At 63.0% G+C, this 22,319-nt stretch carries 21 protein-coding genes; 7 read left to right on the top strand and 14 right to left on the bottom strand.

The genetic code is table 11. The features are described 5' to 3' along the window. The first annotated feature begins 180 nt into the window (after positions 1-180). From PQ467_RS15610 to PQ467_RS15620, 3 genes are read left to right on the top strand one after another with little or no spacing between them, the layout of a single operon-like run. Positions 181-891, top strand: a complete 711-nt coding sequence (locus tag PQ467_RS15610) for a hypothetical protein (RefSeq protein WP_274174284.1) — start codon at positions 181-183, stop codon at positions 889-891. A gap of 44 nt (positions 892-935) precedes the next feature. Next, positions 936-1,517 carry a DUF4136 domain-containing protein gene (locus tag PQ467_RS15615; protein ID WP_274174285.1) on the top strand — a complete coding sequence of 194 codons (582 nt, stop codon included), beginning with the start codon at positions 936-938 and terminating at the stop codon, positions 1,515-1,517. 23 nt (positions 1,518-1,540) lie between these two features. Beyond that, positions 1,541-2,677 (top strand): M14 family metallopeptidase, encoded by a 1,137-nt coding sequence (locus tag PQ467_RS15620; RefSeq protein ID WP_274174286.1) that lies wholly within the window; start codon positions 1,541-1,543, stop codon positions 2,675-2,677. A gap of 3 nt (positions 2,678-2,680) precedes the next feature. Here PQ467_RS15620 and PQ467_RS15625 read toward each other — a convergent pair whose 3' ends face one another. Beyond that, positions 2,681-3,118, bottom strand: coding sequence for a MarR family winged helix-turn-helix transcriptional regulator (locus PQ467_RS15625; protein ID WP_274174287.1), 438 nt, complete (start codon positions 3,116-3,118; stop codon positions 2,681-2,683). Positions 3,119-3,266: 148 nt separating this feature from the next. Here PQ467_RS15625 and PQ467_RS15630 point away from each other — a divergent pair, with 148 nt between their 5' ends. Then, entirely contained in the window at positions 3,267-4,964 is a 1,698-nt protein-coding gene (locus tag PQ467_RS15630) for an acyl-CoA dehydrogenase (protein WP_274174288.1), read from the top strand. A 261-nt stretch (positions 4,965-5,225) separates the two neighbouring features. On the opposite strand, the gene PQ467_RS15635 is transcribed toward PQ467_RS15630, so the two are convergent. From PQ467_RS15635 to PQ467_RS15655, 5 genes are all read right to left on the bottom strand, one after another. Then, a complete protein-coding gene (locus PQ467_RS15635; RefSeq protein WP_274174289.1) occupies positions 5,226-5,699 on the bottom strand; it encodes a MarR family winged helix-turn-helix transcriptional regulator in 474 nt (157 codons plus the stop codon). A 78-nt stretch (positions 5,700-5,777) separates the two neighbouring features. Continuing rightward, positions 5,778-6,848, bottom strand: coding sequence for an amidohydrolase family protein (locus tag PQ467_RS15640; RefSeq protein ID WP_274174290.1), 1,071 nt, complete (start codon positions 6,846-6,848; stop codon positions 5,778-5,780). Positions 6,849-6,885: 37 nt separating this feature from the next. Beyond that, complete coding sequence (locus PQ467_RS15645) at positions 6,886-7,551, bottom strand: DUF2490 domain-containing protein (protein WP_274174291.1); 666 nt, start codon at positions 7,549-7,551, stop codon at positions 6,886-6,888. Positions 7,552-7,678: 127 nt separating this feature from the next. Next, positions 7,679-9,106 carry an NAD-dependent succinate-semialdehyde dehydrogenase gene (locus PQ467_RS15650; RefSeq protein ID WP_274174292.1) on the bottom strand — a complete coding sequence of 476 codons (1,428 nt, stop codon included), beginning with the start codon at positions 9,104-9,106 and terminating at the stop codon, positions 7,679-7,681. Beyond that, on the bottom strand, positions 9,103-10,506 hold the full coding sequence (locus PQ467_RS15655) for an MFS transporter (protein WP_274174293.1): 1,404 nt from the start codon (positions 10,504-10,506) through the stop codon (positions 9,103-9,105). The genes PQ467_RS15650 and PQ467_RS15655 overlap by 4 nt, the downstream gene beginning before the upstream one ends. A gap of 164 nt (positions 10,507-10,670) precedes the next feature. On the opposite strand from PQ467_RS15655, the gene PQ467_RS15660 reads away from it, so the two are divergent. Genes PQ467_RS15660 through PQ467_RS15670 form a run of 3 tightly spaced genes read left to right on the top strand, consistent with a single transcriptional unit; the run spans position 10,671 to position 12,399 of the window. Next, a complete protein-coding gene (locus PQ467_RS15660; protein ID WP_274174294.1) occupies positions 10,671-11,573 on the top strand; it encodes an SDR family NAD(P)-dependent oxidoreductase in 903 nt (300 codons plus the stop codon). Next, positions 11,570-11,965 (top strand): VOC family protein, encoded by a 396-nt coding sequence (locus tag PQ467_RS15665; RefSeq protein WP_274174295.1) that lies wholly within the window; start codon positions 11,570-11,572, stop codon positions 11,963-11,965. The genes PQ467_RS15660 and PQ467_RS15665 overlap by 4 nt, the downstream gene beginning before the upstream one ends. A 38-nt stretch (positions 11,966-12,003) precedes the next feature. Further along, positions 12,004-12,399, top strand: a complete 396-nt coding sequence (locus tag PQ467_RS15670) for a hypothetical protein (RefSeq protein WP_274174296.1) — start codon at positions 12,004-12,006, stop codon at positions 12,397-12,399. Here the strand turns inward: PQ467_RS15670 and PQ467_RS15675 are convergent. The 8 genes from PQ467_RS15675 to PQ467_RS15710 all read right to left on the bottom strand — a co-directional run bounded on the left by PQ467_RS15675 (position 12,396) and on the right by PQ467_RS15710 (position 22,044). Continuing rightward, positions 12,396-13,061 (bottom strand): alpha/beta fold hydrolase, encoded by a 666-nt coding sequence (locus tag PQ467_RS15675; protein ID WP_274174297.1) that lies wholly within the window; start codon positions 13,059-13,061, stop codon positions 12,396-12,398. The genes PQ467_RS15670 and PQ467_RS15675 overlap by 4 nt on opposite strands. Before the next feature lie 276 nt (positions 13,062-13,337). After that, positions 13,338-14,738 (bottom strand): vanillate/3-O-methylgallate O-demethylase, encoded by a 1,401-nt coding sequence (gene ligM, locus PQ467_RS15680; RefSeq protein WP_274174298.1) that lies wholly within the window; start codon positions 14,736-14,738, stop codon positions 13,338-13,340. A 133-nt stretch (positions 14,739-14,871) separates the two neighbouring features. Continuing rightward, positions 14,872-15,648, bottom strand: coding sequence for a glutathione S-transferase family protein (locus PQ467_RS15685; RefSeq protein ID WP_274174299.1), 777 nt, complete (start codon positions 15,646-15,648; stop codon positions 14,872-14,874). Positions 15,649-15,690: 42 nt separating this feature from the next. Then, a complete protein-coding gene (locus tag PQ467_RS15690) occupies positions 15,691-16,563 on the bottom strand; it encodes an amidohydrolase family protein (protein WP_274174300.1) in 873 nt (290 codons plus the stop codon). 265 nt (positions 16,564-16,828) lie between these two features. Further along, positions 16,829-18,340 carry an aldehyde dehydrogenase family protein gene (locus PQ467_RS15695; protein ID WP_274174301.1) on the bottom strand — a complete coding sequence of 504 codons (1,512 nt, stop codon included), beginning with the start codon at positions 18,338-18,340 and terminating at the stop codon, positions 16,829-16,831. A 128-nt stretch (positions 18,341-18,468) separates the two neighbouring features. Next, on the bottom strand, positions 18,469-20,607 hold the full coding sequence (locus PQ467_RS15700; RefSeq protein WP_274174302.1) for a PQQ-dependent dehydrogenase, methanol/ethanol family: 2,139 nt from the start codon (positions 20,605-20,607) through the stop codon (positions 18,469-18,471). Between the two features lie 188 nt (positions 20,608-20,795). Then, a complete protein-coding gene (locus PQ467_RS15705) occupies positions 20,796-21,638 on the bottom strand; it encodes a class III extradiol dioxygenase family protein (RefSeq protein ID WP_274174303.1) in 843 nt (280 codons plus the stop codon). Beyond that, entirely contained in the window at positions 21,631-22,044 is a 414-nt protein-coding gene (locus PQ467_RS15710) for a protocatechuate 4,5-dioxygenase subunit alpha (RefSeq protein ID WP_274174304.1), read from the bottom strand. Before PQ467_RS15710 ends, PQ467_RS15705 begins: the two co-directional genes overlap by 8 nt. Positions 22,045-22,319: the final 275 nt, after the last annotated feature.

Below are 22,319 nucleotides of genomic sequence, written 5' to 3' on the forward strand. Positions count from 1 at the left end.
CTCTAGCATGATCTATTGGACATGGGATGAAATTCTGCGCCATTTTCATCGCAGTCCTGCGACAATTTCGCAAATCTTTCGGCCGCCGGGTTCATCATCGGGCAAGCTATCGCCGCCTAGCCTGTGGCCGAAGGGGCCGTCGTTACCAAGCCATTGCTGCACAGAAAGTCGCATACCGCCATGAAGCCGACCATTTATGGAACCATTCCCGCCGCCCGCCTTGGCGCTGCCTTGCTTGCCGCTCTTGCCCTGTCCGCGCCCGCCCATGCCCAACCCGGCTGGGGCGGATGGGGAGGTTACGGCGGCGGATTTGGCGGCGGATTTGGCGGTTCCGGCCGCTATTCGGCCCCGCGCGACGACCGTGAAGGCCGCGTGGATGCCGAGAGGTTTCTGGCCGATGGCGCCATTCCCATGCTGGGCCATGGGCGCATCACCTTACGCACCATGCCCGGCACCACGGCATCCGACCGCGAACAGGCCACGTTCGAGGCCGCCGTTGTCGATCAACTGGCCAAGGCGGGCTATGACACGACTGGCCCCGAGGGCGAAGGCGGCCAGATCGTCGAGATCACCGTGGTGCGCGATCAGCTCGAACCCGCCGAGGAAAAGCGCAATCCGATTTCGGGCAGCGCCACGATGGGCGTCTCCAATCGCGGATCAATGATGGGCCTCTCCCTTGCCTATGACGCCACCAAGCCGCGCGGCGCGCTGGTGATGACCAATATGGAAATCCGCATCCGCGACCGCGCCTCGGGCAAGGCCTTGTATGAGGCCCGCGCCCGCATCGCCACGCGCGAGGGCACCAAGGCGGCCAGCGACGATGCCGTCTCGGTGCGTCTGGCCGGCGCGCTGTTCGAGCGCTTCCCCTCCTCCTCGCTGGCGTCACGCTGATTCGCCTCTTGCATGATCGCGCGCATGGGGCCACCACCGACCCCATGATGCGCTTCTCTTTCCTTCTCGCGCCGCTGATGCTGCTTTCCGCCTGCGCGGTCCCGGTTGGCCCGGTTGAGGTTTCGCGTTTCCATGTCGCCGATGCCTCGCCGCTGGGCCATGGCACGATTGCGGTGGTGCCCGGCCCCGGCATGGATGGCGCCAGCCTCGAATGGCAATCCTATCAGATTGCGGTCGAGCGCGAATTGTCTGCGCTGGGCTATACGCCCGCCCCGCCCGACAGCGCCGACCAGATCGCCGCGATCCGCCTCGTCCGCACCGCCTTGACCCAAGGCCGCAGCCCAGTGGGCGTCAGCATCGGCGCATCGGGCAGCAATTACGGCAGCGGCGCAGGCGTGGGCATTTCCTTTCCCATCGGCGCCGGATCGGGCCAGCAGACGGCGACAGACCTGATCGCGATGATCCGCACGCGCGCCGATGGCAAGACCCTGTGGGAGGGCCGCGCCAGCTTTACCGTGTCGGCCGCATCGCCGCTGGCCCAGACCCAACTGGCCGCGCCCAAGCTGGCGCAGGCGCTGTTCACCGGCTTTCCCGGCCAATCGGGCGAAACCATCCGCGTTCCCTGATCCGCCTTATTCAGAGTAGATCCATGACCGAATTTGCCATCCACATCGATTCCGCCTTTGATTCGGGCAATATCGAGGTGCGCTCCATTCATGGCGCCACGGCCACACTGGCCATCCGCCGTGATGCGCACAGCGACTTTTTCCAATGGTTCCATTTCCGCGTTTCCGGCGCGGCGGGGCGCGAGCTGGTGCTGCGCATCACGGGCCTCAACGCGGCGGCCTATCCGGGCGGGTGGGAAGGCTATCGCGCCTGCGTTTCGGAGGACCGCGACTATTGGGCCCGCGCCGATACCGCATGGGACCCGCAGACCGAAAACGGCACGCTGACCATCACCTATACGCCCGAGAGCGAGGTATGCTGGTTCGCCTATTTCGCGCCCTATTCGATGGAGCGCCACCACGATCTGATCGCGCTGATGGCGGCGGAACCGGGCGTGATCTATCGCCGCCTTGGGCAAAGCCTTGATGGCCAGCCCATTGACTGCCTGACCATGGGCCATGGCCCGGCCCAAATCTGGCTGCAAGCGCGCCAGCATCCGGGCGAGAGCATGGCGCAGTGGTGGATGGAAGGGGCGCTGGATGCCCTGACCGACCCGGCCAATCCGCACGGGCGGCTGCTGCGGGAAAGGGCGACCATCCATGTCGTGCCCAACGCCAATCCCGATGGATCGCGCCGGGGCCATTTGCGCACCAATGCGGCGGGCGTGAACCTCAACCGCGAATGGCACGATCCCCAGCCCGACCGCGCCCCCGAAGTTCTGGCCATCCGCAATGCGATGGATGAAACCGGCGTGGCGCTGTGCATGGATGTGCATGGCGACGAGGCGATCCCGCATGTCTTTATCGCCGGTTTCGAAGGCATCCCCGGCATCACCGAGGCGCAACTGGCCTCCTATCACCGCTATCTGGCGATTCTGGACGCGCAGACGCCCGATTTCCAGACCAAGGCGGGCTACCCCATCGCGCCTGCGGGCCGGGCCAATCTGACCATGGCCACCAACCAGATTGCCGAGCGCTATGGCGCGGTGGCGATGACCCTGGAAATGCCCTTCAAGGACCACAATGACCTGCCCTGCCCCGATCAGGGGTGGAGCCCGGAGCGCAGCGCGCAATTGGGCCGCGACTGCATCGCCGCGATGGCCCAGTGGATTGCGGTGTAACGTTTAATCGCTCTCGATGGCGGCTTCTGCCGATTGCCAGAAGGCATGCAGAACCGCCATCGCCTGTTTGCGCAAGGGGGCGGGCACACCTTCCATCAAGGTCTGCTCATAGCCGTCAATCACGCCCATGACCTGCGTGTGCAAAGCCTCGCCCTCGGCGCTCAGGTAAAGCCCCTGCGATCGGCCATCGACCCGCTGGCGGTCGATCAGGCCCCGCGCCTCCAACCGCCCGACGATGGGAACCATATTGGCGCGCTGAATATCCAGAACGCGCCCCGCCTCGCTCTGGGTAATGCCCGGCTGACCGTTGAGCAGCATCAGCAGGCTGGCATCGACATGGCGCAGCGACAGCGCGGAAAGGCGCCGATTGAGCCCGGCCAGCGCCGCCGAGGAGGCCCGGCGCAGCACATAGCCGGGAAGATTTGCCAATGGATCGTTCATAACAATCTTTCGTGAAGCCCGCGCGGGCCGATGGCAAGGGGGCGCGCAACAAAATTCCGCTCCATGTGCGATTTTTAGACCATGGTGGCAATTGGCAGCCCGCACCATTAATGTTATGCATGATAACAGAATTAGACGAGAGGACCGCATGGATATCACCGCCACCATCGCACGCCATCTGGCCATCAGCCCCGGCTGGAATGCGCTTTTGGCCACCAGCGAATCCTGTGCCCAAGCCAGCGAGGACATGATCGCCGAGATCCTCGGTTCGGCGGGCCGCTTTGCGCAGGAGCGTCTGGCGCCCCTGAATGCGGCGGCCGATGTGACGGGATGCCGCCTTGTCGATGGCCGCGTCATCACCGTGCCCGAACACAAGGCCGCATGGTCGGAATTTTGCGAAGGCGGCTGGCTGATGCTGGATGCTTCGCCCGAGATCGGCGGCATGGGCCTGCCCACTGCGCTGGGCAATGCGGTGCAGGAAATGATGGACCGCCACTGTCCCGCCTTTGGCATGATGCCGGTGCCCAGCCGGGCGGGGGCGCGGCTGATCCACGCCTTTGCCGATGATGCCGTGCGCGAGGCATGGTTGCCGGGCCTGATCGACGGGACGATTGGCGCGACCATCTGCATTTCCGAACCCGATGCGGGCAGCGATGTGCGCCGCCTTCGCACGCGGGGCGAAAAGCAGGCCGATGGCTCATGGCGGATCACCGGCGAGAAGTGCTGGATCAGCTTTGGCGATCAGGATCTGACCGGGGCGATTGCCCACCTCCTGCTGGCCAAAACCGCACCCGAGGGGCAAGCCCCCAGCCCCAAAGACCCGATCAGCCTGTTCCTCGTCCCCTCGGTCGAACATGGCGTGCGCGCGCCGATTGTGGTGCGCCGAATCGAGGAAAAGCTGGGCCTCCACGCCTCGCCCACCTGCGTCATGGGCTTTGAAGGGGCGCCCGCCTATCTGCTGGGCGAAATGGGGCGCGGGCTGCCGCAGCTCTTCGTGATGATCACCAACATGCGCCTGGCCACCGGGGTGATGGGCCTTGCCGTGGCCAGCCGCGCCGCCGAAATCGCCTATGGCTATGCCGCCGAGCGGCGACAGGGCGGCAATGGGCCGCAGCCCGTGACGATCAACACCCATGCCGATGTGCGCGCCCAATTGCTCTCGCTCTCGGCGCGGGTCGAGCCTCTGCGCGGGCTGATCTTTGCCACCGCCAATGCCGCCGATCTGGCGCGCTTTACCGATGATGCGGCGGTGCGGGCGCATAATGAAGCACTGGCCGGGTGGCTCTTGCCCATCGTCAAAACACTGGGCGGTGAAACGGGCTTTGGCGTGGCCTCGGATGCCATTCAGGTGCTGGGCGGCGCGGGCTATACGCGCGAATGGCCGGTCGAGCAGGGGTTGCGCGATGCGCGGGTGCTGACGGTGTTTGAAGGCACCACCGGCATGCAGGCGCAGGACATCACCCTGCGCCGCCTGCGCGCGCCCGGAGCGGCAGGATACCATGCGTTTTTGCAAGCCGCGCGCGAGGATGCCGCCCGCATCGACCACGCCGGTTTCAACGAAGCGCTGGCCACCTTCACCGCCACGGCTCAGGCATTAATCGAGGCCGATCCCGCCACCGCCGAGGCTAGCGCAACGCCCTTCCTCACGCTGGCGGGCGTGGTGGCCACCGGCTGGATCGCGGCCCGGCTGATCGCGGCGGAGGCTGGTGATCCGCTCTCGCGCCAGTTGGCGGCGGCGGGGCGTTATGCGCTGGCCGATATTGCGCCTCGGGCGGCTCTGGCCGGGGCGCAGGCCTTGATGGCGGCGGAGCGGGTGGCCGGGTTTGGGGTGATGGTGGAGGGGTGAGGTTTTCCTCTTTTTGCCTCCGGCGGGCAAAGGGACTCGTCCCTTTGCAATCCCGTTAATGGGGTGGTGGTTGGTGGGCCGCGATGCGGTTCCCCCTATATTTGAAAGCCTGCGGCGCGGCTAGCTCATCCCTATCCGCGCCGCAGGCTTTAATTTCCCAACGCCGCGTCCGATTCCTAACGACGAACCCCTAGCTCAACGCAGACATTAATGGGAGCGCGAGGGACGAGTCCCTCGCATTCTAAACTCCCTTAAAACCCTTCACTCATGCAACCGCGTCAGCAACTCGATCAACACCGCCACTTCGCGCGGGGTGTATCGCGACTTCAACCATTCCTCATGCGCGCGGATCGCCTCTTTCGCGGTGGCCAGCATCGCCTTGCCCGCCTCGGTCAGGTTCAGCGTCTGCTTGCGCCCGTCCGTGTCCGACTTGCCGCGCTGCAACAGGTCGCGTGCTTCCAGCCGGTTGACGATGGCCATGGTGGTGGCCCGGTCCATCCGCATGCGCTGGGCAAGGCCGGTTTGCGCGATGCCCGGATGGTCATCGACCAGCCACAGCACCGAGACCTGCTTCTGCGTCAGGTCCAGCTCGGCAAAAGTCTCGGTAAAGTGGCGATAGACCGCGCCATGGGCAAGGCGCAGGTGGAAACCTACAATATCGCGGATTTCACCAATATCGTCGGCATCCTCCCCCGGCGGGGTGGTTATTACCAGCGTTTCCTTGCCTTTTGCCATGCCGCCGCGCTTGCCCCTTGATCTGCCCGCCTGCCCCATCAGTGGCGGTGCCTTGCGCCCAACGCAAGGCCCCGACGCTTAGAGTTTGAACCAGCGGCGCGCGTTATCCTCAAAGAACTTGCGCTTTACGGCAAAATTCATGGCCATATTGTCCATATCGACCACTTCTCGCGCTTCGTATTGATAGGGATAATCCATCGCATACATCACGCGATCCTCGCCCATCACCTCCTGGGCAAACTTGATCGCCGGTTCCCAGGCCATGCCCGAATTGGTGATCAGCACGTTGGAACGCATATATTCCGCAATGGTCTTTTTAAGCGGCTTCAACCGTTCATAACGCTGCGAGCGCACACCCGCCTGGTGCATATAATCGAGGCGATAGAGCCAGTAAGGCAGCGCCTCGCCCATATGGCCCACCATGATTTGCAACGTGGGATAGCGGTCGAAAATGCCGGTCGTGATGAGACGCAAAAGATGCATCCCCGTTTCCACGCCAAAGCCAAAGACCGCGCCGTCCAGCCCCGCCTCCAGCACCGGCCCGATCATGCTGTCGGGCAAGGTGGCGGGGTGGATATAGAGCGGCTGATCCACCTCCACCAGCGCGCGGAAGATCGGATCGAATTGCGGCTCGTCCAGATAATGGCCCTGCGTGTGGCTGTTGATCTGGCACCCTTTGAAGCCCCATTCGCGCGCGCCGCGACGGATCTCGTCGGCGGACCATTCCGGGTCCTGCGGCGCCACCGCCGTCATGCCGACAAAGCGCGTGGGATATTTCGCACAGGCATCAGCCAGCAGTTCATTGGCCCGCCGCGCCACGCCCTTGGCCTCCTCCACATCAAGGATCGGCTGTACGCCGGGGCTCGTCAGTGCGAGGATCGCCACGTCGATCCCGGTCGCGTCCATATCGGCAATCCGCCGCTCGCCCAGATCGAGCAGGCGCTCCATGATCTGGGTCGCGCGCGGCGAAGGGCTTTGCGCGTAAAAGCCCCAGAGGCTGACCATGCCCTTGTCCGCCGTACCGTCGCGGATCATGCGCAAAAAGATGTCCACCTGCTCGCGGGTGGCAAAGGCTTCCTCGGTGGCGATGCGCAGGTATCCGCGCTCGCCGCCGGTGTTCAGGGGGTGGAGATGGGGTTGATCGCTCATTGTGGGCTGCTCCTCTTTCCCGACAGCCCGGCGCCCCTTATCGGTTGATGGTGATGGCCAGGCTGATAATATGATTCATCCGGTCGGCCTTTGCGTCGCGCGCAATATATTGGCCCATATATCCGGTCTCGATGGCAAAACCGCGCGCCACGGGCACGGCGATCCCGCCAAACAGACGCAATTGGTCGAAGCCCGCTTTCTGGCCCCAAGTGGTCTTGTTGAAGGCAAAGAACGGCTCGGCCGTGCCCACCAGCGCAAAGCCCTTGCCGATGGGAAGGGCGCCTCGCACCTGCTGCCGCATCCGCCAGCCAACCTCGCCCGAACCTTCGACAAAGCGCTGCTCCAGACGGGTGCGGCCCGTGATTGCGCCGCTCTTGCCCGCGTCCAAAATGCTGAAATTGGCCTGTTGAAACAGGCGATGTTCGTCCAGCACCTTGGCCCCCAGATTGTCGGTGCGCACATAGGCATAGCCGCCAAACACGCTGGTCTTGGGGTTGATGCGATAGCCGATGGCCTGACGCAGCAGGATTTGCCCCGCGCGGCTGTGCTCGTCGGTGATGCGCGCCTGATAGTCGAAATTGACTACCGCCCGCCCGCCAAGCCCGACCATGCCATGCACGGCCGCCCATGTCTGGGTGTCCTCCTCGGCGGCATGGGCCATTGGGGCCATCATCAACAGAGGCAGAGCAAACAGAAGCTTCATGACAGGATCTCGCAATCGGGGGGAGGCCATCGCGGCCTCCTCCCGTTGCGGGGGCAGCATGGCGATGGGCCATGCCGCTTAGCTTGCCTGTTTTGCTCAACTGTTGCTGGGCCATGACAAAGGGCAATTATCCTTCGTGGATCGCCTTGGTGACAAGACAGGCGTGGAGGCCCTCCGGCCCATCCTCGGCGCCGTGGCCCGACCATTTGACGCCGCCAAAGGGCGAATCCGCCGCGCCGATGGCCACGGTGTTGATGCCCACCATCCCGGCCTCCAATTCACGCGCCAGACGCTTTTGCCGCGCGGCATCCTGGGTCCAGCAATAGGCGGCCAGACCATAAGGCAGCCGGTTGGCCTCCGCGATCATGGCCTCTTCGCCGGCCATCGGGTTGATGATGGCGACGGGGCCAAACGGCTCCTCATTCATGATGCGTGCCGTCAAAGGCACTTCGGAAATCACGGTGGGTTCAAAGAAGAAGCCTTGATTGCCGATCCGCTTGCCGCCCGCGTTCAATTTCGCGCCCGCCGCCACCGCGTCTTTCACCAGCGCCTCAATGGCCTCCGGGCGGCGCGGGTTGGCCATCGGGCCCATGCGATTGCCCTCGTCCAGCCCATCGCCCACGGTGACCGCCTTGGCGCGCTGAGCAAAGCCATCGCGGAAACGCTCGAACACGCTTTCCTCGACAAGGAAGCGAGTCGGACTGACACAGACCTGCCCGGCGTTGCGGTATTTATGGCCCACGGCGATATCGAGCGTGCGCTCAATATCCGCGTCCGCAAAGACCAGCACCGGCCCATGCCCGCCCAGCTCCATCGTCGTGCGGATGCAATTGTCCGCCGCCAGCTTGGCCAGATGCTTGCCCACCACGGTCGAGCCGGTGAAGGAGAGTTTGCGGATCACCGGGCTGGCCAGCAGATGGCGGCTGACCTCGTCCGGCACGCCGAACACCACCTGCGCCACTTGCGGCGGCAGGCCCGCATCGAGCAAAGCCTGAAGCACGGCCAGCGCGCTGGCAGGCGATTCCTCGGCCGGTTTCAGGATCACGCTGCACCCCGCAGCAATCGGCGCGCCCAGCTTGCGCCCCGGATTGCCGATGGGGAAATTCCACGGCGCAAAGGCCGCCACCGGCCCCACCGGCTCATAGGTGACGGTCGAGCGCATGCCATCCGGGCGCGGCAGGGTGCGGCCATAGATCCGCCCGACCTCTCCGGCATAGAAATTGAACAGGCCCGCCACCATCATCACCTCGATGCGGGTTTCGGCCAAAGTCTTGCCCTGCTCCAAAGTGGCGGTGCGGGCGATCTCCTCCTGACGCTGGACCAACAGGGCGGCCGCGCCCGCCAGCACGGCGGCGCGCTGCTGGGCGGTGGATTTGCGCCAGAGGCGAAAGCCCTCATCCGCCACGGCCAGCGCGCGGTCGAGATCGGCCGCATCGGCCAGCGGCAATTGCCCGATCACCGCGCCCGTGGCCGGGTTCAGCACGGCATGGGTGCGGCGATGGGCGATACCCACCTTCTCGCCGCCGATCACCATGGAGAGTTCAGGATAAGTCATTGCGTTTCCTTGTCGAGCAAAGCCAGAGCGTCGGCATAGGGCCGGATCGCGCGGCTGATGATGTAGGCCGCAGGCGGGCTGAGCAAGGCCCCCGAGAGCGCCAGCGCTTTCCACACATCGCCATCATGGCCGAACACATGGTCGGTGAAAAAGCCGATCAGGAAGGGGCCGAGAGCGCCGACGGCAGTGAACATCATCAGATAAAGACCCGTCACCTGCCCGCGCATCTGGTTGGGGGTAATTTCCTGAATGACCAGATTTTGCGGCACGGCCGAGGCAATGCCCAGCATGCCCGACAGCATCGAGCAGGTCAGCGCCAACCAAGGATTGGGCATCATCGGCCCCAGAATGGCCAGCGGCGCCACCCCGCAAAAACAGATCGTGACCGCACGCACATTGGCATCGCGATAGCGCCGCGCCAACAGTTTGATCAGCATCGGCCCCAGCAGCAGCCCGGCAATCTGACCCGCCAGCATGAACATCGGCGCACGGGTGGCGATCTCCACCTCGCTCCAGCCATAGGTGCGCTTGTAGAAAGGCACCATCCATGCGGGCGCGGCCATTGCATGGGCCGCGGAAAAACCCAGCCCCAGAAACAGCGGGCCATAGACCGCGCGGCGGCGCCAGATTTCCGACATGACCGCGCGGATCGGCAGCGGCTTGCCCCCCTCGATGACGCCCCGGCGCGGCGGCTCGGGCACCATCAGCAGCAGCACGCAGGCCACCACGCCCGGCAGCGCCAGCATCAGCAGCACATATTTCCAGCCATGCAGCGTGGTCCCCATGAAGGGCGTTTCGGGCAGGCTCATCGCCAGCGCGAGCAGCTTGCCCGCAATGACGAGACCGATCGTGCTGCCCCCGATAAAGCCCAGTTGCAGCACGGCAAACGGCCAGCGCCGCTTTTCGGGCGGAAAGAAATCGGCCAGCATGGAATAAGACCCCGGCGCATGGGCCCCGCCCCCCGCGCCCACCAGCATCCGGGTAAAGGCCAGAGCCATGAAGGTGCTGGTAAACCCGCCCGCCGCATTGAGCAGCGCGATCAGCAAAGCGCCGACGGCCAGCACATATTTGCGCGGAAAAATGTCCGAACAGCGCGACAGCGGCAGCATCACCACCATATAGAACACGACATTGACCGGCCCCTGCAGCAGGCCGATCGCGGTGTTCGACAGGCCGAACTCGGCCTTGATCTGTTCGATCAGCAGGCCGAAGGCGGCCGAGTCGAAGAAGTTGAGAAACGTGGCAAAGATGATCACCGAGAGCGCGAACCACGCCGCCCCGGCGCTGGGCCATGGTTCGTCGCGCGCGGCAACGGCCAAATGATGCGCCGCAGCCTCGCCTGCATCCACGCCATGATTGAGTTCGGCGGCCATATCCGGGCCGCTCATCGATACTGCCATATGCACCTCTCCCGTGCCTGCCCCCGATTGGCGAGGGGCGATTTCGCGCCGGATCTTTACAGCGCGTGTTTTGTATGTGTTAGATACAAAGCATAGCGGGCCGCTTGGCAAGCCCCAATCGGCATGGGCACAAGAAAAATTGCGTGGGCGAGAGGATTGACGCGATGATTGATTTTGCAGGACGCACCGCCTTTGTTACCGGCGGGGCGAATGGCGTCGGGCTGGGTCTGGTGCGCGCGCTGCTGGCGCGCGGGTGCCGGGTGGCCATCGCCGATATTCGTGAGGAATCCATCGCATCCGCATTGGCAACGCTGGACAATGCCGAGGTGATGGGCGTTCAGGTGGATGTCTCAAGCCGCGAGGCCATGGCGGCGGCGGCCGATGAGGTGGAAGCGCGCTTTGGCCCCGTCTCGCTGCTGTTCAACAATGCAGGCATCAACCTGTTTCAGACCATCGAGGATTCCAGCTGGTCCGACTGGGATTGGGTGATGGGGGTGAACCTGCATGGCGTCATCAATGGCGTGATGACTTTCGTGCCGCGCATGATTGCGGCGGGCCATGGCGGCTATATCGTCAACACCGCCAGCATGGCCGGATGGCTGGCGGCAGGCGCACCGGGCATTTACAACACCACCAAATTCGCGGTGCGCGGCATGTCGGAATCCTTGCGCTACAGTATGGCCAAGCACGGCATCGGCGTATCGATCCTGTGTCCGGGTCTGGTGAAAAGCTATATCTATGCCAGCGACGATGTGCGCCCTGCCGGATTGATGGAGGGGGCCAAGCCGGTCGACCATGCCGCCATCGAGAGGCTGGCCGGCGCGCATCAGGCCGGGATGGAGCCCGATGTGATCGCCGAGCGGGTGATACAGGGCATGGAGGAAAACCGGACCTATATCTTCAGCCACCCCGAATTCCGCGAGGAAGTGGCCGAATTGTTCGAGGAATATCTGGCCGATTTCCGCGACTATCCGGAGGATCCGGGCTTTGGTCAACGCCTCGGCTTCGAGAAATTCCGGCGCGAGCGATACAGGGAAGCGCGCGAGGCAGCGAGGAGAGCGACGTGATTCTGGCGCTCGACCATGTGAACATCATCACGGCGGATATGGAAGGATCCGCCCGATTTTACGCGCAGATTTTCGGGCTGGAGCGGCGCGATGGCCCGCCTCCCCTCACTCCGCAGACCGGGCAGTGGATGTTTGATGACGCAGGGCGCGCGGTGATCCACCTCAACAGTCTGGACGCCCCGCGCGCCTATGACCGCAATATTGCGCCGGGGCCAACCGGAGCGCTGCATCACGTGGCGTTGAGTTGTCAGGGCCATGAGGCAATGATCGCGCGGCTGGAGGCGGCGGGGCTGGATTATCAGCGCAATTTCGTCGTCGCCATCGGCCTACGCCAGATCTTTGTGCGCGATCCGAATGAGGTCTTGTTTGAACTAAATTTCTTTGGCGATTAGGCTGGACGCAGGCAGGCGATTGCATCACCTTTTGCCCGATGCGCACCAACCTTGAATTCCGCTCGTCTACTCTGCTGGCCAATCCGCCCGAGGGTGAGCCGCAAGGTGAAGCCACCGCTCGCTTTCTGGCCGAGCGATTGCCCGCGCATGGGTTCGAGGTCGAAGAGGTCCATGCCGAGGACTGGGGCTGGCGGATCCAGATCCACCATGAGGCTTTTCCATTGTGGATCGGTTGCGGATTTTATCCCGAATATCCCGATGGCGTCCTGTGCTTTATCGAACCGTCCAGGCCCTTCCTGCGCTGCTGGTTTCGCAAGATCCCCACGCAGGCAACGACCGAAAGACTGGCCGACGCGCTGGAACGGATCGTTGCCGACAGCGGGCTGGCGCAGGATCTGCGCTGGTGGAGCGAGGAAGAAAACGCGCGGGGTTAAGCCTGTCGCAGGATCTTGACCACCTGCTCTCGTTGGCCGTTCATCACGTCATGGCCGCAATCGGCCTCGTGATATTCCCATGCGGCATCGTCCTTGATCCGCGCAGCGAATTTCGGGAAAGGCGAAGGCTTCCAGCCGGTGGCCAGCACATAGATGCGCCGCGCGATCTTGGCCTCCTCGCCGGTGAAGCGCACGCCTTCCAGCAGCGTCAGCAGCGGATGGCGCGAGAGCTTGCGCCCCATCTCGCCGATGATCGGCGCGACAAGGCCGGGGGTAAATTTCTGCGTGTCGATATAATGGCGATGTTCATACTCGCTGGTGATGTCCCACAGCGATTGGCCATCCTCGGGCAGAAAAGCATCGAGATAGGCAATCGTGTCGATCCGCCCGCCCAGTCGCGTGGCCGTGCCGGTAATCACCATGCCGCCATAGGAATGGCCCACCAGCACAAAACGGTCGAAACCGGCCTGCTCTACCGCCGTGCAAACATCGTCGATGTGATCGGACAGCGTGATGCCGGGGTGCAGTTCCTCGCGCCGCTCGCCAAGCCCGCTCAGCTCCACCACCACCGCCCGGTGGCCCGCCGCGCGCAAATCCGTCGCCAGCCCCTGATGCGACCAACCGCCAGCCCATGCGCCATGCACCAGAACATAGTCGGTCATCTTGGGGTGCCTCTCTGATTTTTTATAAAAGGATAGATGCGAGGGTCTAGACCCTCGCGCTCCCATTACTGTCTTTGTTGCGCTATGGGTTCGACCAAGACGCAACAGACGCAGCGTTTCAAAATTAAAGCCTGCGGCGCTCATGGCGCAATCTCGCCGCGCCGCAGGCTTTTAAAAGTATCGCAAACGGACACCCCCGACGAACAACCCGCAACCCCATAATGGGATTGCAAAGGGACCAAGTCCCTTTGCCCGCCGGAGGCAACCCTACCTGCCTTAGGCCCCCGTGCGCCAGCCTTCAGCATAGGCTTCACGCGCCACGCGGCTGTACGGCACCGGCGAGACGATGCAACGCACCGCCAACTGCTTATGGGGTTCGACCGTGGTCTTGCGGGTGCCGCCGTTTTCCTCGCCCCAGATCACGTGCAGCTCGGTGCCGACAGGGATGGCGGGGTCGATGGTGGCGAGGCTGAGCGCCTGCTTTTCATTGTACGAGAAGCCGGTGAACATCGAGAGGCCCACGGTCTTGCCGTCGGCATCGACCACGCGGTCGTAGTTCGACGAGGCATAGTTGGCCAGCGGCACGTCGAAGAACTTGTAGGCTTCGCCGTCCGGGTTGAACATCGAGGCCATGATCTTGGCCATGTCTTCCGGATGCCAGGCCAGCGTCACCTTCTTGCGCTGCTCGGCAGGGTTCAGCTTTTCCAGAGCTTCGCGGCCGTGGAATTCGTGGTCGAACTTCACGAACGAGCCATAGCCCAGTTCCCACGGGTTGAGGTAATAGTCTTCGATGTTGTCCGAGACGAAAGAACCGCCGATCGAGCCGGTGGCTTCATACGAATCGGCGCCCAGCCATTCGCGGAAACCCTTCATCTTTTCGCCGGTGTAGATCGCGGGCAGCGGCGAGGGGATCCAGCCCGATTCCAGCGTGTTCGACGGATAGGCGCGGCTGCCGCAAGCGATCAGGCCGAATTCCTTGCCCGCTTCGAGGATGGCGGCGCGGATTTCTTCCTGCTCGGCATAGGGGCCCCAGATTTCAAGGCCCGGCGCGCCCGACATGCCGTGGCGCAGCGTGCGCACGGTCTTGCCGGCGATATTCATCGTCGACATGTTAAAGAACTTGAGCTGTTCGAGCGGACCGCCATGCAGCTTTTCGATCACGGCCCATGCGTTGGGGCCCTGGATCTGGAAGCGCCATTCCTTGCGGGTCACGGGCTTGCCCATCGGGCGCATCGGCGAACGGTCGTCCAGCTCGATTTCGACGTCATAGCCGCCGGTTGCCGCGTGATAGCGCAGCCAGTTCGAGGCGGGCGCGCGGCCGACATAGGTAAAGCTCTGCTCTTCTTCCCAGAAGATGATGCCGTCGCCGATCACATGGCCATAGGGCGTAGTCGGAACGTACTGCTTCGCCTTGTTGACGGTCCAGCCTTTCGAGCTGTTGATCATCGTGTCGGACAGCAGCTTATGCGCGTCCTTGCCACGGATATAGAGGTTCACCATGTGGTGCGACTGGTCGAACAGAACAGCCGAATGCTGCCATGCCCACTGTTCAGAGCGCCAGTTGGAAAATTCGGGCGCCACGACCGGATAGACATAGGCGCCAAGCTGCGAGTTGCGCAGCATTTCAACGATATTGTCGGTGCCAGCCAGCACCTGTTCCAGATTTTGAGCGGCCATGGTGGTTCCTCTCTCCTCAAAGGTATGTTTGCTCTTGCCCCTTTGGCATAGCAAATTTTGTAAGCTACACAAACGAAATTCTACAATCCGCAAACCTGAATCGCGCAGGTTTCGCCGCGCAGCATTCAGGCGTTTATCTTGCGTGGCCCGTCCATGTGCGCAGGCCGGGCGCGGTGCGGTCCTCGCCCGCCAGCGCGCGCGCCACCGCCGGGCGCGCCGTCATCCGGTCGCGCCATTCCACCAAACGAGGGCAACGCCGCGCAATCTCCATTTCGGGGAACATGCGCTCGACCATCATCCCGCAATGGCTGTAAAAATTGATGTCGGCCAGCGTATAGGCATCACCCGCCAGCCACGCCGTTTCGCCCAACTGGCGCTCCACCTTGTCCACCGCATATTCGATTTTCGCGGTGGCATTGGCCAGATCGGTTTCGGAGAACCCGCTGCGTGCGGTGGCCCATTTCTTGCGCTGATCGGGCAGGGGAATGCTGGCCAGCAGCTTTTCAAATTCGCCCGATTCGATGTTGCGGGCGATGATGCCCACCATCCGGTGCCAGCCATGCATTGAAACGAAATTCATCACATGCTCGTCAACGAACTTGTTCCAATAACGCATCCGCGCCGCGCCCACCGGATCGCGCGGGCGCAGCGGGCCGCCCTCGGGCTGATCATCGGGAAAGACATCTTCGAGATATTCGTTGATGACCGTAGTGTGGGTGATGATCGCCCCGTCATGGTCGAGCACCGGCACCTGCCCCTCGGGGTTGATCGCGGTGAACCACGGCTGATGCTGCTCGAACTTGTGCAGATCGACATAGACACTTTCCCAGTCCAGCCCCTTTTCGATCAGCGGGATCATGGATTTCAGGGAATTGGCCGCCGGTTCGGCATGGTAATATTTCAACGCCATCGCTCTCTCCTTCTCCGGCGTCGTGCCGTCAGGTCAGGCCCTTCAGACCAAGCCCAAAAGCCGCGCCGCATTATCCTTCATGATGCCGGGCAGAACCTCCTCGCGGAAACCCACGCCGCGCGCCGCATCCAACCACTTGTCCGGGTGGATCAGCGGAAAATCGCTGCCGAACAGCATCTTCTTGCGCAGTTGCGTGTTGGCGTACTGGATGATCTGGGGCGCGAAATATTTGGGGCTCCAGCCCGACAGATCGATGTAAACATTGGTTTTATGCAGCGCCATCGACAGGCTCTCATCCACCCATGGCCATGACGGATGGGCCAGAATGATCTTCATGTCGGGGAAATCGACCGCCACATCATCCACCAGCATCGGCTGACCATATTTCAGCCGCACGCCACCGCCGCCGCGCATACCCGTGCCCATGCCCGAATGGCCGGTGTGGAAAATCGCGGGCAGTTTGTAATGGTTGATGATCTCGTAAATGGGATAGGCCATCTGATCGGCAGGCGCGCAGCCCTGCATGATGTGGTGGAATTTAAAGCCCTTGACCCCGCAATTCTCGACCAGATCGCGGGCCTCGCGCGCGCCCATGCGGCCCTTGTGCGGGTCGATGCTGGCAAAGGGGATGCAGATGTCATCATGTTTCGCCGCAAATTCGGCGATCTCGAAATTGGAAACCCGCTTGGCCCCAATGTGGCTCTCGCAATCCACGGTGAACAGGCAGAAGGCAATCTGCGCCTCGCGGTAAAGCTCGACGATTTCGGGCATCTTGGGCCGCTCACGCGGGGCCTTGAAATAGGCGCTGGCGGCGTCGAAAAACTGGCCCATCACCGGGTCTTCCGGGTCGTGGCACGATACCTCGGCGTGGACATGCACATCGATGGCGCGGATTTTGGAAAGGTCGATGGGCATGGGTTTTCCAAGGTTTTAGGGGAAAGATGCGAGGGCCTCGTCCCTCGCGCTCCCGTTTCTGTCTTTGTTGCGCCATGGGTTCGGCCAAAAGTGTCGGACGCAGCGTTTCAAATTTAAAGCCTGCGGCGTCAATCAGCGCTACTCCCCCACGCCGCAGGCTTTACAAACAATCGGCATCACGCCCCCCGGCAGACCCAACACAACCCCATGAACGGGATTGCAAAGGGCCCCCGCCCTTTGCCCGCCGGAGGCAAAACCCCTTAAATCACAACTTCATAATCACCGACTTCGTTTCCAGATAAGCCTCGATCCCCGCCCGGCCCTGCTCACGGCCGACACCGCTCTCCTTGTATCCGCCAAAGGGCAGCGCCACGTCGATCATCGCGTGGCAATTGGCCCAGACGGTCCCGGCCTTGATCTTGCTGGCCAGCCGATGCAGCGTCGAGGCGTCCTTGGTCCACACGCTGGCGGCCAGGCCAAACTGGGTGTTGTTGGCTTCCTTGACCACCTCGTCGAGGTCATCAAAACGCTGGGCCACGACGACAGGCCCGAAGATTTCCTCGCGCACCACGCTCATTTGCGGGTTGACGTTCACCAGCATGGTGGGGTTCACATAGTAACCATCGGCGCTGGGCGCATCGCCGCCCATGGCCACACTGGCGCCATCGCGCTTGCCCGCCTCGATGTATCCCATCACGCGGTCGAACTGCTCCTGCGACACCAGCGGCCCCATATGCGCAGCCGGGTCCAGCGAAGGGCGCGGGGCCCAGAAAGGCGCGGTATTGGCAATGCCTTCAACCACCTGATCAAACACCGAACGGTGCGCGTAAAGCCGCGAGCCCGCCACGCAAACCTGCCCCGAATTGAAGAAGATCGCGCCCGCCGCCCCCGGCGCCGCCTCGGCCACATCCACGTCGGGCATTACCACCACCGGCGATTTCCCGCCCAGTTCCAGCGTGACATGCTTGAGAGTATCGGTGGCGTTCTTGTTGATCAGCTTGCCGATTTCGGTCGAGCCGGTGAAGGCCACCTTGTCCACATCGGGATGCTTGACCAGACGGTCGCCCGAGACATGGCCATAGCCGGTGATCACATTGACCACGCCCGCCGGAATGCCGCTCTCCGCAATCAGATCGGCCAGCCGCAGCGCCGTCAGGCTGGTCTGCTCCGCAGGCTTCAAAATGATCGTGCAGCCCGCCGCCAGCGCCGGACCGATCTTCAAACAGGCCATCAGCAGCGGGAAATTCCACGGCACGATCTGGGCGCAGACGCCCACCGGCTCCTTGACCGTATAGGTGAAGAACGCGCCGGTCGGCAGCGTATAGGGCGGGGTCGTCTCACCACCCACCTTGGCGGCAAAACCGGCCATATAGCGGATGTGGCTGACGGCGCCGGGCACGTCGATGGCGCCCGCCATGGTCTTGGGCTTGCCGTTGTCGATGGCTTCCAGCTCGGCAAATTCCTCGGCATGGGCCTCGATCAGATCGGCCAGACGCAGCATGATCTTTTCGCGCGCGATGGGCGGCAGACCGCTCCAGCGACCATCGTCAAAGGCCGCGCGCGCGGCGGCCACGGCGCGGTCGGTGTCGGCCACGCTGGCGTCCACGATCTGGCTGACCACCTTGCCCGAGGAGGGGTCCTCGACGTCGATCAGTTCGCCGTGGCTGGAGGCCACCCATTCGCCATTGATGAACAAGGCGGGCTTTCGCGAGAGCGACTTTTGCGCCGCCGCCGAATAGGCATGCTGCTGATAGGAGAGCGTGGTCATCTCGTTCATCGGCTTGATCCTCTCTGACAGGCGGGCCGCCGTTTTTGCCGGTCCCGCACGGGGTCGAAATGTAACATCTTATAGCAATCTGCCAAGCCGCTTCCGGCTCGGCCCACCGCATCTATTTCTCACGCGCCCTATTTTTCTCCCAGGGCCTTATCCTCATGGGCGCGGGCGATGACGTAATGGCGGATCGCGTCAATGTCCTCGCGGCTCAACTGCGCGCTCCAGCCGATCATGCCATTGGCTTTCAACGCGCCGTCATGCACGATCGCCTGCCACGTTTCCGGGCTGCCCAGCGCCGCGCTGTGGCGCAGATCGGGCACCACGCCGCCACCAATGGCCGCATCGCCATGGCACACGCCGCAGAACCGCCCGAACGTATAGGCCCCCTTGGCCACCACTTCCTTGCTCGCGGTCTGGGCCGGAGGGTCGAGCGGGCCGAAATTGGGGTCGGGCTTGGCGGGCAATTGCGCCTTGCCGCCCATCTTGAACACCAGCAACCGGCTGATATTGCGCACCGGCCCCGACTTCCACGCCAGCGCCCCGGTGGCCAGCGGCCAGATCCCGCCCCAGCCCGCCATCACGGCCACATATTGCTGCCCCTTGACCGTGAACGTCACCGGCGCGGCAATCACCCCGGTCTGCGCGTCAAAGGACCACAGTTTCTTGCCGTCCAGCGAGGAATAGGCGACGAAATCGCCCTTGGCCGTGCCCTGAAACAGCAGATCGCCCGCCGTGGCCAACAAGCCGCCGTTCGACGGGCCGGGATAATCCACGCGCCACTTCTCGGTCTGGGTCACCGGATCCCACGCGATCAGCGCGCCCTTGGTGGCCGCCTTGGCCACCTCGCGCACGTCATTGTTGGCGGGCATCGCGGCGGCGCCCTGATTCAGCCCGTTGTTGAAACCATATTTGGCCGCTTTCCACTTCTCCTCCGGCACATAGGGGAAGGCCGCGATATTGGCCGGGATGAACATCAGCTTTTGCCGGGGATCATAGGCCATCGGCTGCCAGCTATGCGCTCCGCCCGCGCCGGGCATCGAGACAAAAGGCTTGCCGGTCTTGTCAAACCGCGCTTCGGGATTTTCGATCGGGCGGCCGGTCTTGGGGTCAAGACCCGTGGCCCAGTTCATCGGCACGAAATTCTTGCCCTTGATGAATTGCCCGGTCTGGCGGTCCACCACATAGAAAAAGCCGTTCTTGGGCGCGTGCATCAAGACCTTGCGCATCCGCCCGTCGATCATCAGGTCGGCCAGAACGATATGCTGGGTGGCGGTGAAATCCCATGTCTCGCCCGGCGTTTCCTGAAAATGCCAGACATATTGGCCGGTCTTGGGCCGCACCGCGACGATGGAGGACAGGTAGAGATTATCCCCCCCACCCGGCGAGCGATAGGACTGGTTCCACGGGGATCCATTGCCCACGCCGATATAGAGCAGGTCGAGCGCCGGATCATAGGCCATCGAGTCCCACACGGTGCCGCCGCCGCCCAGCTTCCACCACTCGCCCTTCCACGTCGCCTCGGCGCGCTTGAGGTAGTCTTCCTTATTCTTGCCCGGCTGATCCGGGACGGTCCAGAATTTCCAGAGCTGCTTGCCGGTATTGGCGTCATAGCCGGCGACAAAGCCGCGCACGCCCATCTCCGCCCCGCCATTGCCGATGATGACCACGCCGTTGATGACGCGCGGCGCGCCGGTGATCGTATAGGGCTTGGTGCGGTCCACCGTCACCGTCGACCACAACAGCCGCCCGGTGGTGCGGTCCAGCGCGATCAGGCGCCCGTCCAGCGTACCGTAGAACAGCTTGTCGCCCCACGCGCCCATGCCGCGATTGACCACATCGCAGCAGGCCTTGACCGCCGTTTCGCCCGGCACCTTGGGGTCATATTCCCAGATCAGCTTGCCGGTCAGAGCATCATAGGCCTTCGCCTTGGACCAGGCGGTAGTGGTATAGATCACCCCGTCGATCACCAGCGGCGTGGCTTCCTGACCGCGCGTGGTGTCCAGATCGGCAAACCATGCCAGGCCAAGTTGGCTCACATTGCCGGTGTTGATCTGGGTCAGCGGGCTGAAGCGTTGCTCGTCATAGGTGCGGCCGTGGCTGAGCCAGTTGTCACCCTTGTCGCCCGATGCGGCGATGGCGGCGGCATTGACGGCCAGTTTGACCTTGCCCGCCCCGGTCGCGCCGCCGGCATAAGCCAGCACGGCGGCCCCGGCCAGCAGTCCACCCAACCACAAGGCGCTCTTCGCCCCTGACTTTGCTTGCGCTTGCATAACCTCTCCTTCGGCGCCGACATTCTTCGGCGTCTCGACTGTATGCAATGCTTACGGTTTTTGCCGATACGGTCAAGGGGAGAAAAGCTAACAATTGACAGCAATCGACCCCGCCATCCTGCCCCGCCGATGGCGACGGGTCAAGAGGGCGGGGCTTTGGCCATGGGTTTGATTTCAGGCCGCTTCTTTTACGCTGGTTCCATCAGCATGGTGGCTGCCGCCGTGTTCGAGATCGGGATGTGGTAATTGCGGTGAATTTCCGTCGCCGCCTCCAGCCCCAAGGCCCCGCGCGCCGCAATCCAGTTGAGCACCTCGACGCCCTGCGTCCCGGCCTTGCGCACCATTTCGTGGATCGAGTCATGCGTCAGCGCGGCGGGATCAACCGAGAGATTGTCCATGCAGAATGTGTCATAGTCGCGGTTGATGAAACCGGCGCGTTCGCCATCCAGTTGATGCGAGAGGCCGCCCGTGCCGATGATGACAATCCGCTCGTCGCCGGTCCAGCTTTGCAGCGCCTTGTTCACCGCCTGCCCCAGCGCCAGACAGCGCTTGGCCGAGGGCAGCGGATGCTGCACCGTGTTGATGGCAAAGGGCACGATCTTGACCGGCCATGCCGACACATCGGGCCACGCCAGTTCAAAGGGAATCGAGAGCGCATGGTCCACCAGCATCTTCTGACAGGTGGTGATGTCGAACTCATCCTCGACCAGAGAGTTGATGAGGTGCCAGCTCAGCTCGGTATGCCCGGCAAAAGGCTTGTACAATGGCAGGCCCCAGCCTTCATCGGCATTGTGATATTCGGCCGCCGCGCCCACGGCAAAAGTGGGCATCTTGTCGAGGAAGAAGTTGAGCCCATGGTCATTGTTGAACACGATGGCGACATCGGGCTTCACCTGCGCCAGCCATTCGTGGACCTTGTGAAACCCGTCGAAGAAGGGCTTCCAATAGGGTTCCTGTTGCAGCCCCTTGTGGATCGCGCCGCCGATGGCGGGGACGTGGCTGGTGAAATAAGCGCCTACGATTTCAGCCATGGACCTTCTCCTTATGGATCATGGCGCCATGCGCCTCATCATATGTCTGGCCCGCGCCTTGCGCCAGCAGCATGGATTTGAAATTGTCCACCGAAACGCCCGTCTGCATCGAGCCGACATCCTGAACATTCAGGCCAAAGATCCCGGCCAGCTTGGCCAGATAATAGATGTTGCCGCCCGCCTCGATCATGCCCAGCACGCTGCGTTGGGCCACGGCCTCGCGCTGCTGCGGGGTCAGGTGGAATTTCGCGCAATAGGCTTCCTCGTCATCAAGGAAGGCCTGACGATTGGCGGCATCGTTAAACGAATAGCACATGGCATTGAGCGCAAAGCCCTTGGCCGCGGCATCGCCATCAAACAGATGGGTGCCGGGAATCGGGGCGCTCGCATTTTGCGGTCCAGACATCGTGGCCTCTCCAGATCATGCGGCCGGCCTCCACTGTTGGCGGGCCTGACATTCGTGTGTATCACTTACAATCGGCCAAGGCTCCTTGATCCCGATCAAACGCGGCGCGGCGCGGCGCCCCCTTGCACATTGCGATACAGACCGGGCCATAAATTTAAGCGAATCCTCAAAAGCCCGCCCCGCCCGTCTTAACCTCGCCCCGCGCTTCGTCCCAATCCGGCACAGGGGGGAAATGGCCATGGTTACCGCGCTTCCTGCCTGCCCTCTTTCACGAG

Source organism: Novosphingobium sp. KACC 22771 (assembly GCF_028736195.1).
Lineage (GTDB): Bacteria > Pseudomonadota > Alphaproteobacteria > Sphingomonadales > Sphingomonadaceae > Novosphingobium.

Coding starts and splice junctions, on each gene's coding strand:
- PQ467_RS15610 (WP_274174284.1), top strand. CDS start 181: ATGAAGCCGACCATTTATGGAACCATTCCCGCCGCCCGCCTTGGCGCT.
- PQ467_RS15615 (WP_274174285.1), top strand. CDS start 936: ATGATGCGCTTCTCTTTCCTTCTCGCGCCGCTGATGCTGCTTTCCGCC.
- PQ467_RS15620 (WP_274174286.1), top strand. CDS start 1,541: ATGACCGAATTTGCCATCCACATCGATTCCGCCTTTGATTCGGGCAAT.
- PQ467_RS15625 (WP_274174287.1), bottom strand. CDS start 3,118: ATGAACGATCCATTGGCAAATCTTCCCGGCTATGTGCTGCGCCGGGCC.
- PQ467_RS15630 (WP_274174288.1), top strand. CDS start 3,267: ATGGATATCACCGCCACCATCGCACGCCATCTGGCCATCAGCCCCGGC.
- PQ467_RS15635 (WP_274174289.1), bottom strand. CDS start 5,699: ATGGCAAAAGGCAAGGAAACGCTGGTAATAACCACCCCGCCGGGGGAG.
- PQ467_RS15640 (WP_274174290.1), bottom strand. CDS start 6,848: ATGAGCGATCAACCCCATCTCCACCCCCTGAACACCGGCGGCGAGCGC.
- PQ467_RS15645 (WP_274174291.1), bottom strand. CDS start 7,551: ATGAAGCTTCTGTTTGCTCTGCCTCTGTTGATGATGGCCCCAATGGCC.
- PQ467_RS15650 (WP_274174292.1), bottom strand. CDS start 9,106: ATGACTTATCCTGAACTCTCCATGGTGATCGGCGGCGAGAAGGTGGGT.
- PQ467_RS15655 (WP_274174293.1), bottom strand. CDS start 10,506: ATGGCAGTATCGATGAGCGGCCCGGATATGGCCGCCGAACTCAATCAT.
- PQ467_RS15660 (WP_274174294.1), top strand. CDS start 10,671: ATGATTGATTTTGCAGGACGCACCGCCTTTGTTACCGGCGGGGCGAAT.
- PQ467_RS15670 (WP_274174296.1), top strand. CDS start 12,004: ATGCGCACCAACCTTGAATTCCGCTCGTCTACTCTGCTGGCCAATCCG.
- PQ467_RS15675 (WP_274174297.1), bottom strand. CDS start 13,061: ATGACCGACTATGTTCTGGTGCATGGCGCATGGGCTGGCGGTTGGTCG.
- ligM (WP_274174298.1), bottom strand. CDS start 14,738: ATGGCCGCTCAAAATCTGGAACAGGTGCTGGCTGGCACCGACAATATC.
- PQ467_RS15685 (WP_274174299.1), bottom strand. CDS start 15,648: ATGGCGTTGAAATATTACCATGCCGAACCGGCGGCCAATTCCCTGAAA.
- PQ467_RS15690 (WP_274174300.1), bottom strand. CDS start 16,563: ATGCCCATCGACCTTTCCAAAATCCGCGCCATCGATGTGCATGTCCAC.
- PQ467_RS15695 (WP_274174301.1), bottom strand. CDS start 18,340: ATGAACGAGATGACCACGCTCTCCTATCAGCAGCATGCCTATTCGGCG.
- PQ467_RS15700 (WP_274174302.1), bottom strand. CDS start 20,607: ATGCAAGCGCAAGCAAAGTCAGGGGCGAAGAGCGCCTTGTGGTTGGGT.
- PQ467_RS15705 (WP_274174303.1), bottom strand. CDS start 21,638: ATGGCTGAAATCGTAGGCGCTTATTTCACCAGCCACGTCCCCGCCATC.
- PQ467_RS15710 (WP_274174304.1), bottom strand. CDS start 22,044: ATGTCTGGACCGCAAAATGCGAGCGCCCCGATTCCCGGCACCCATCTG.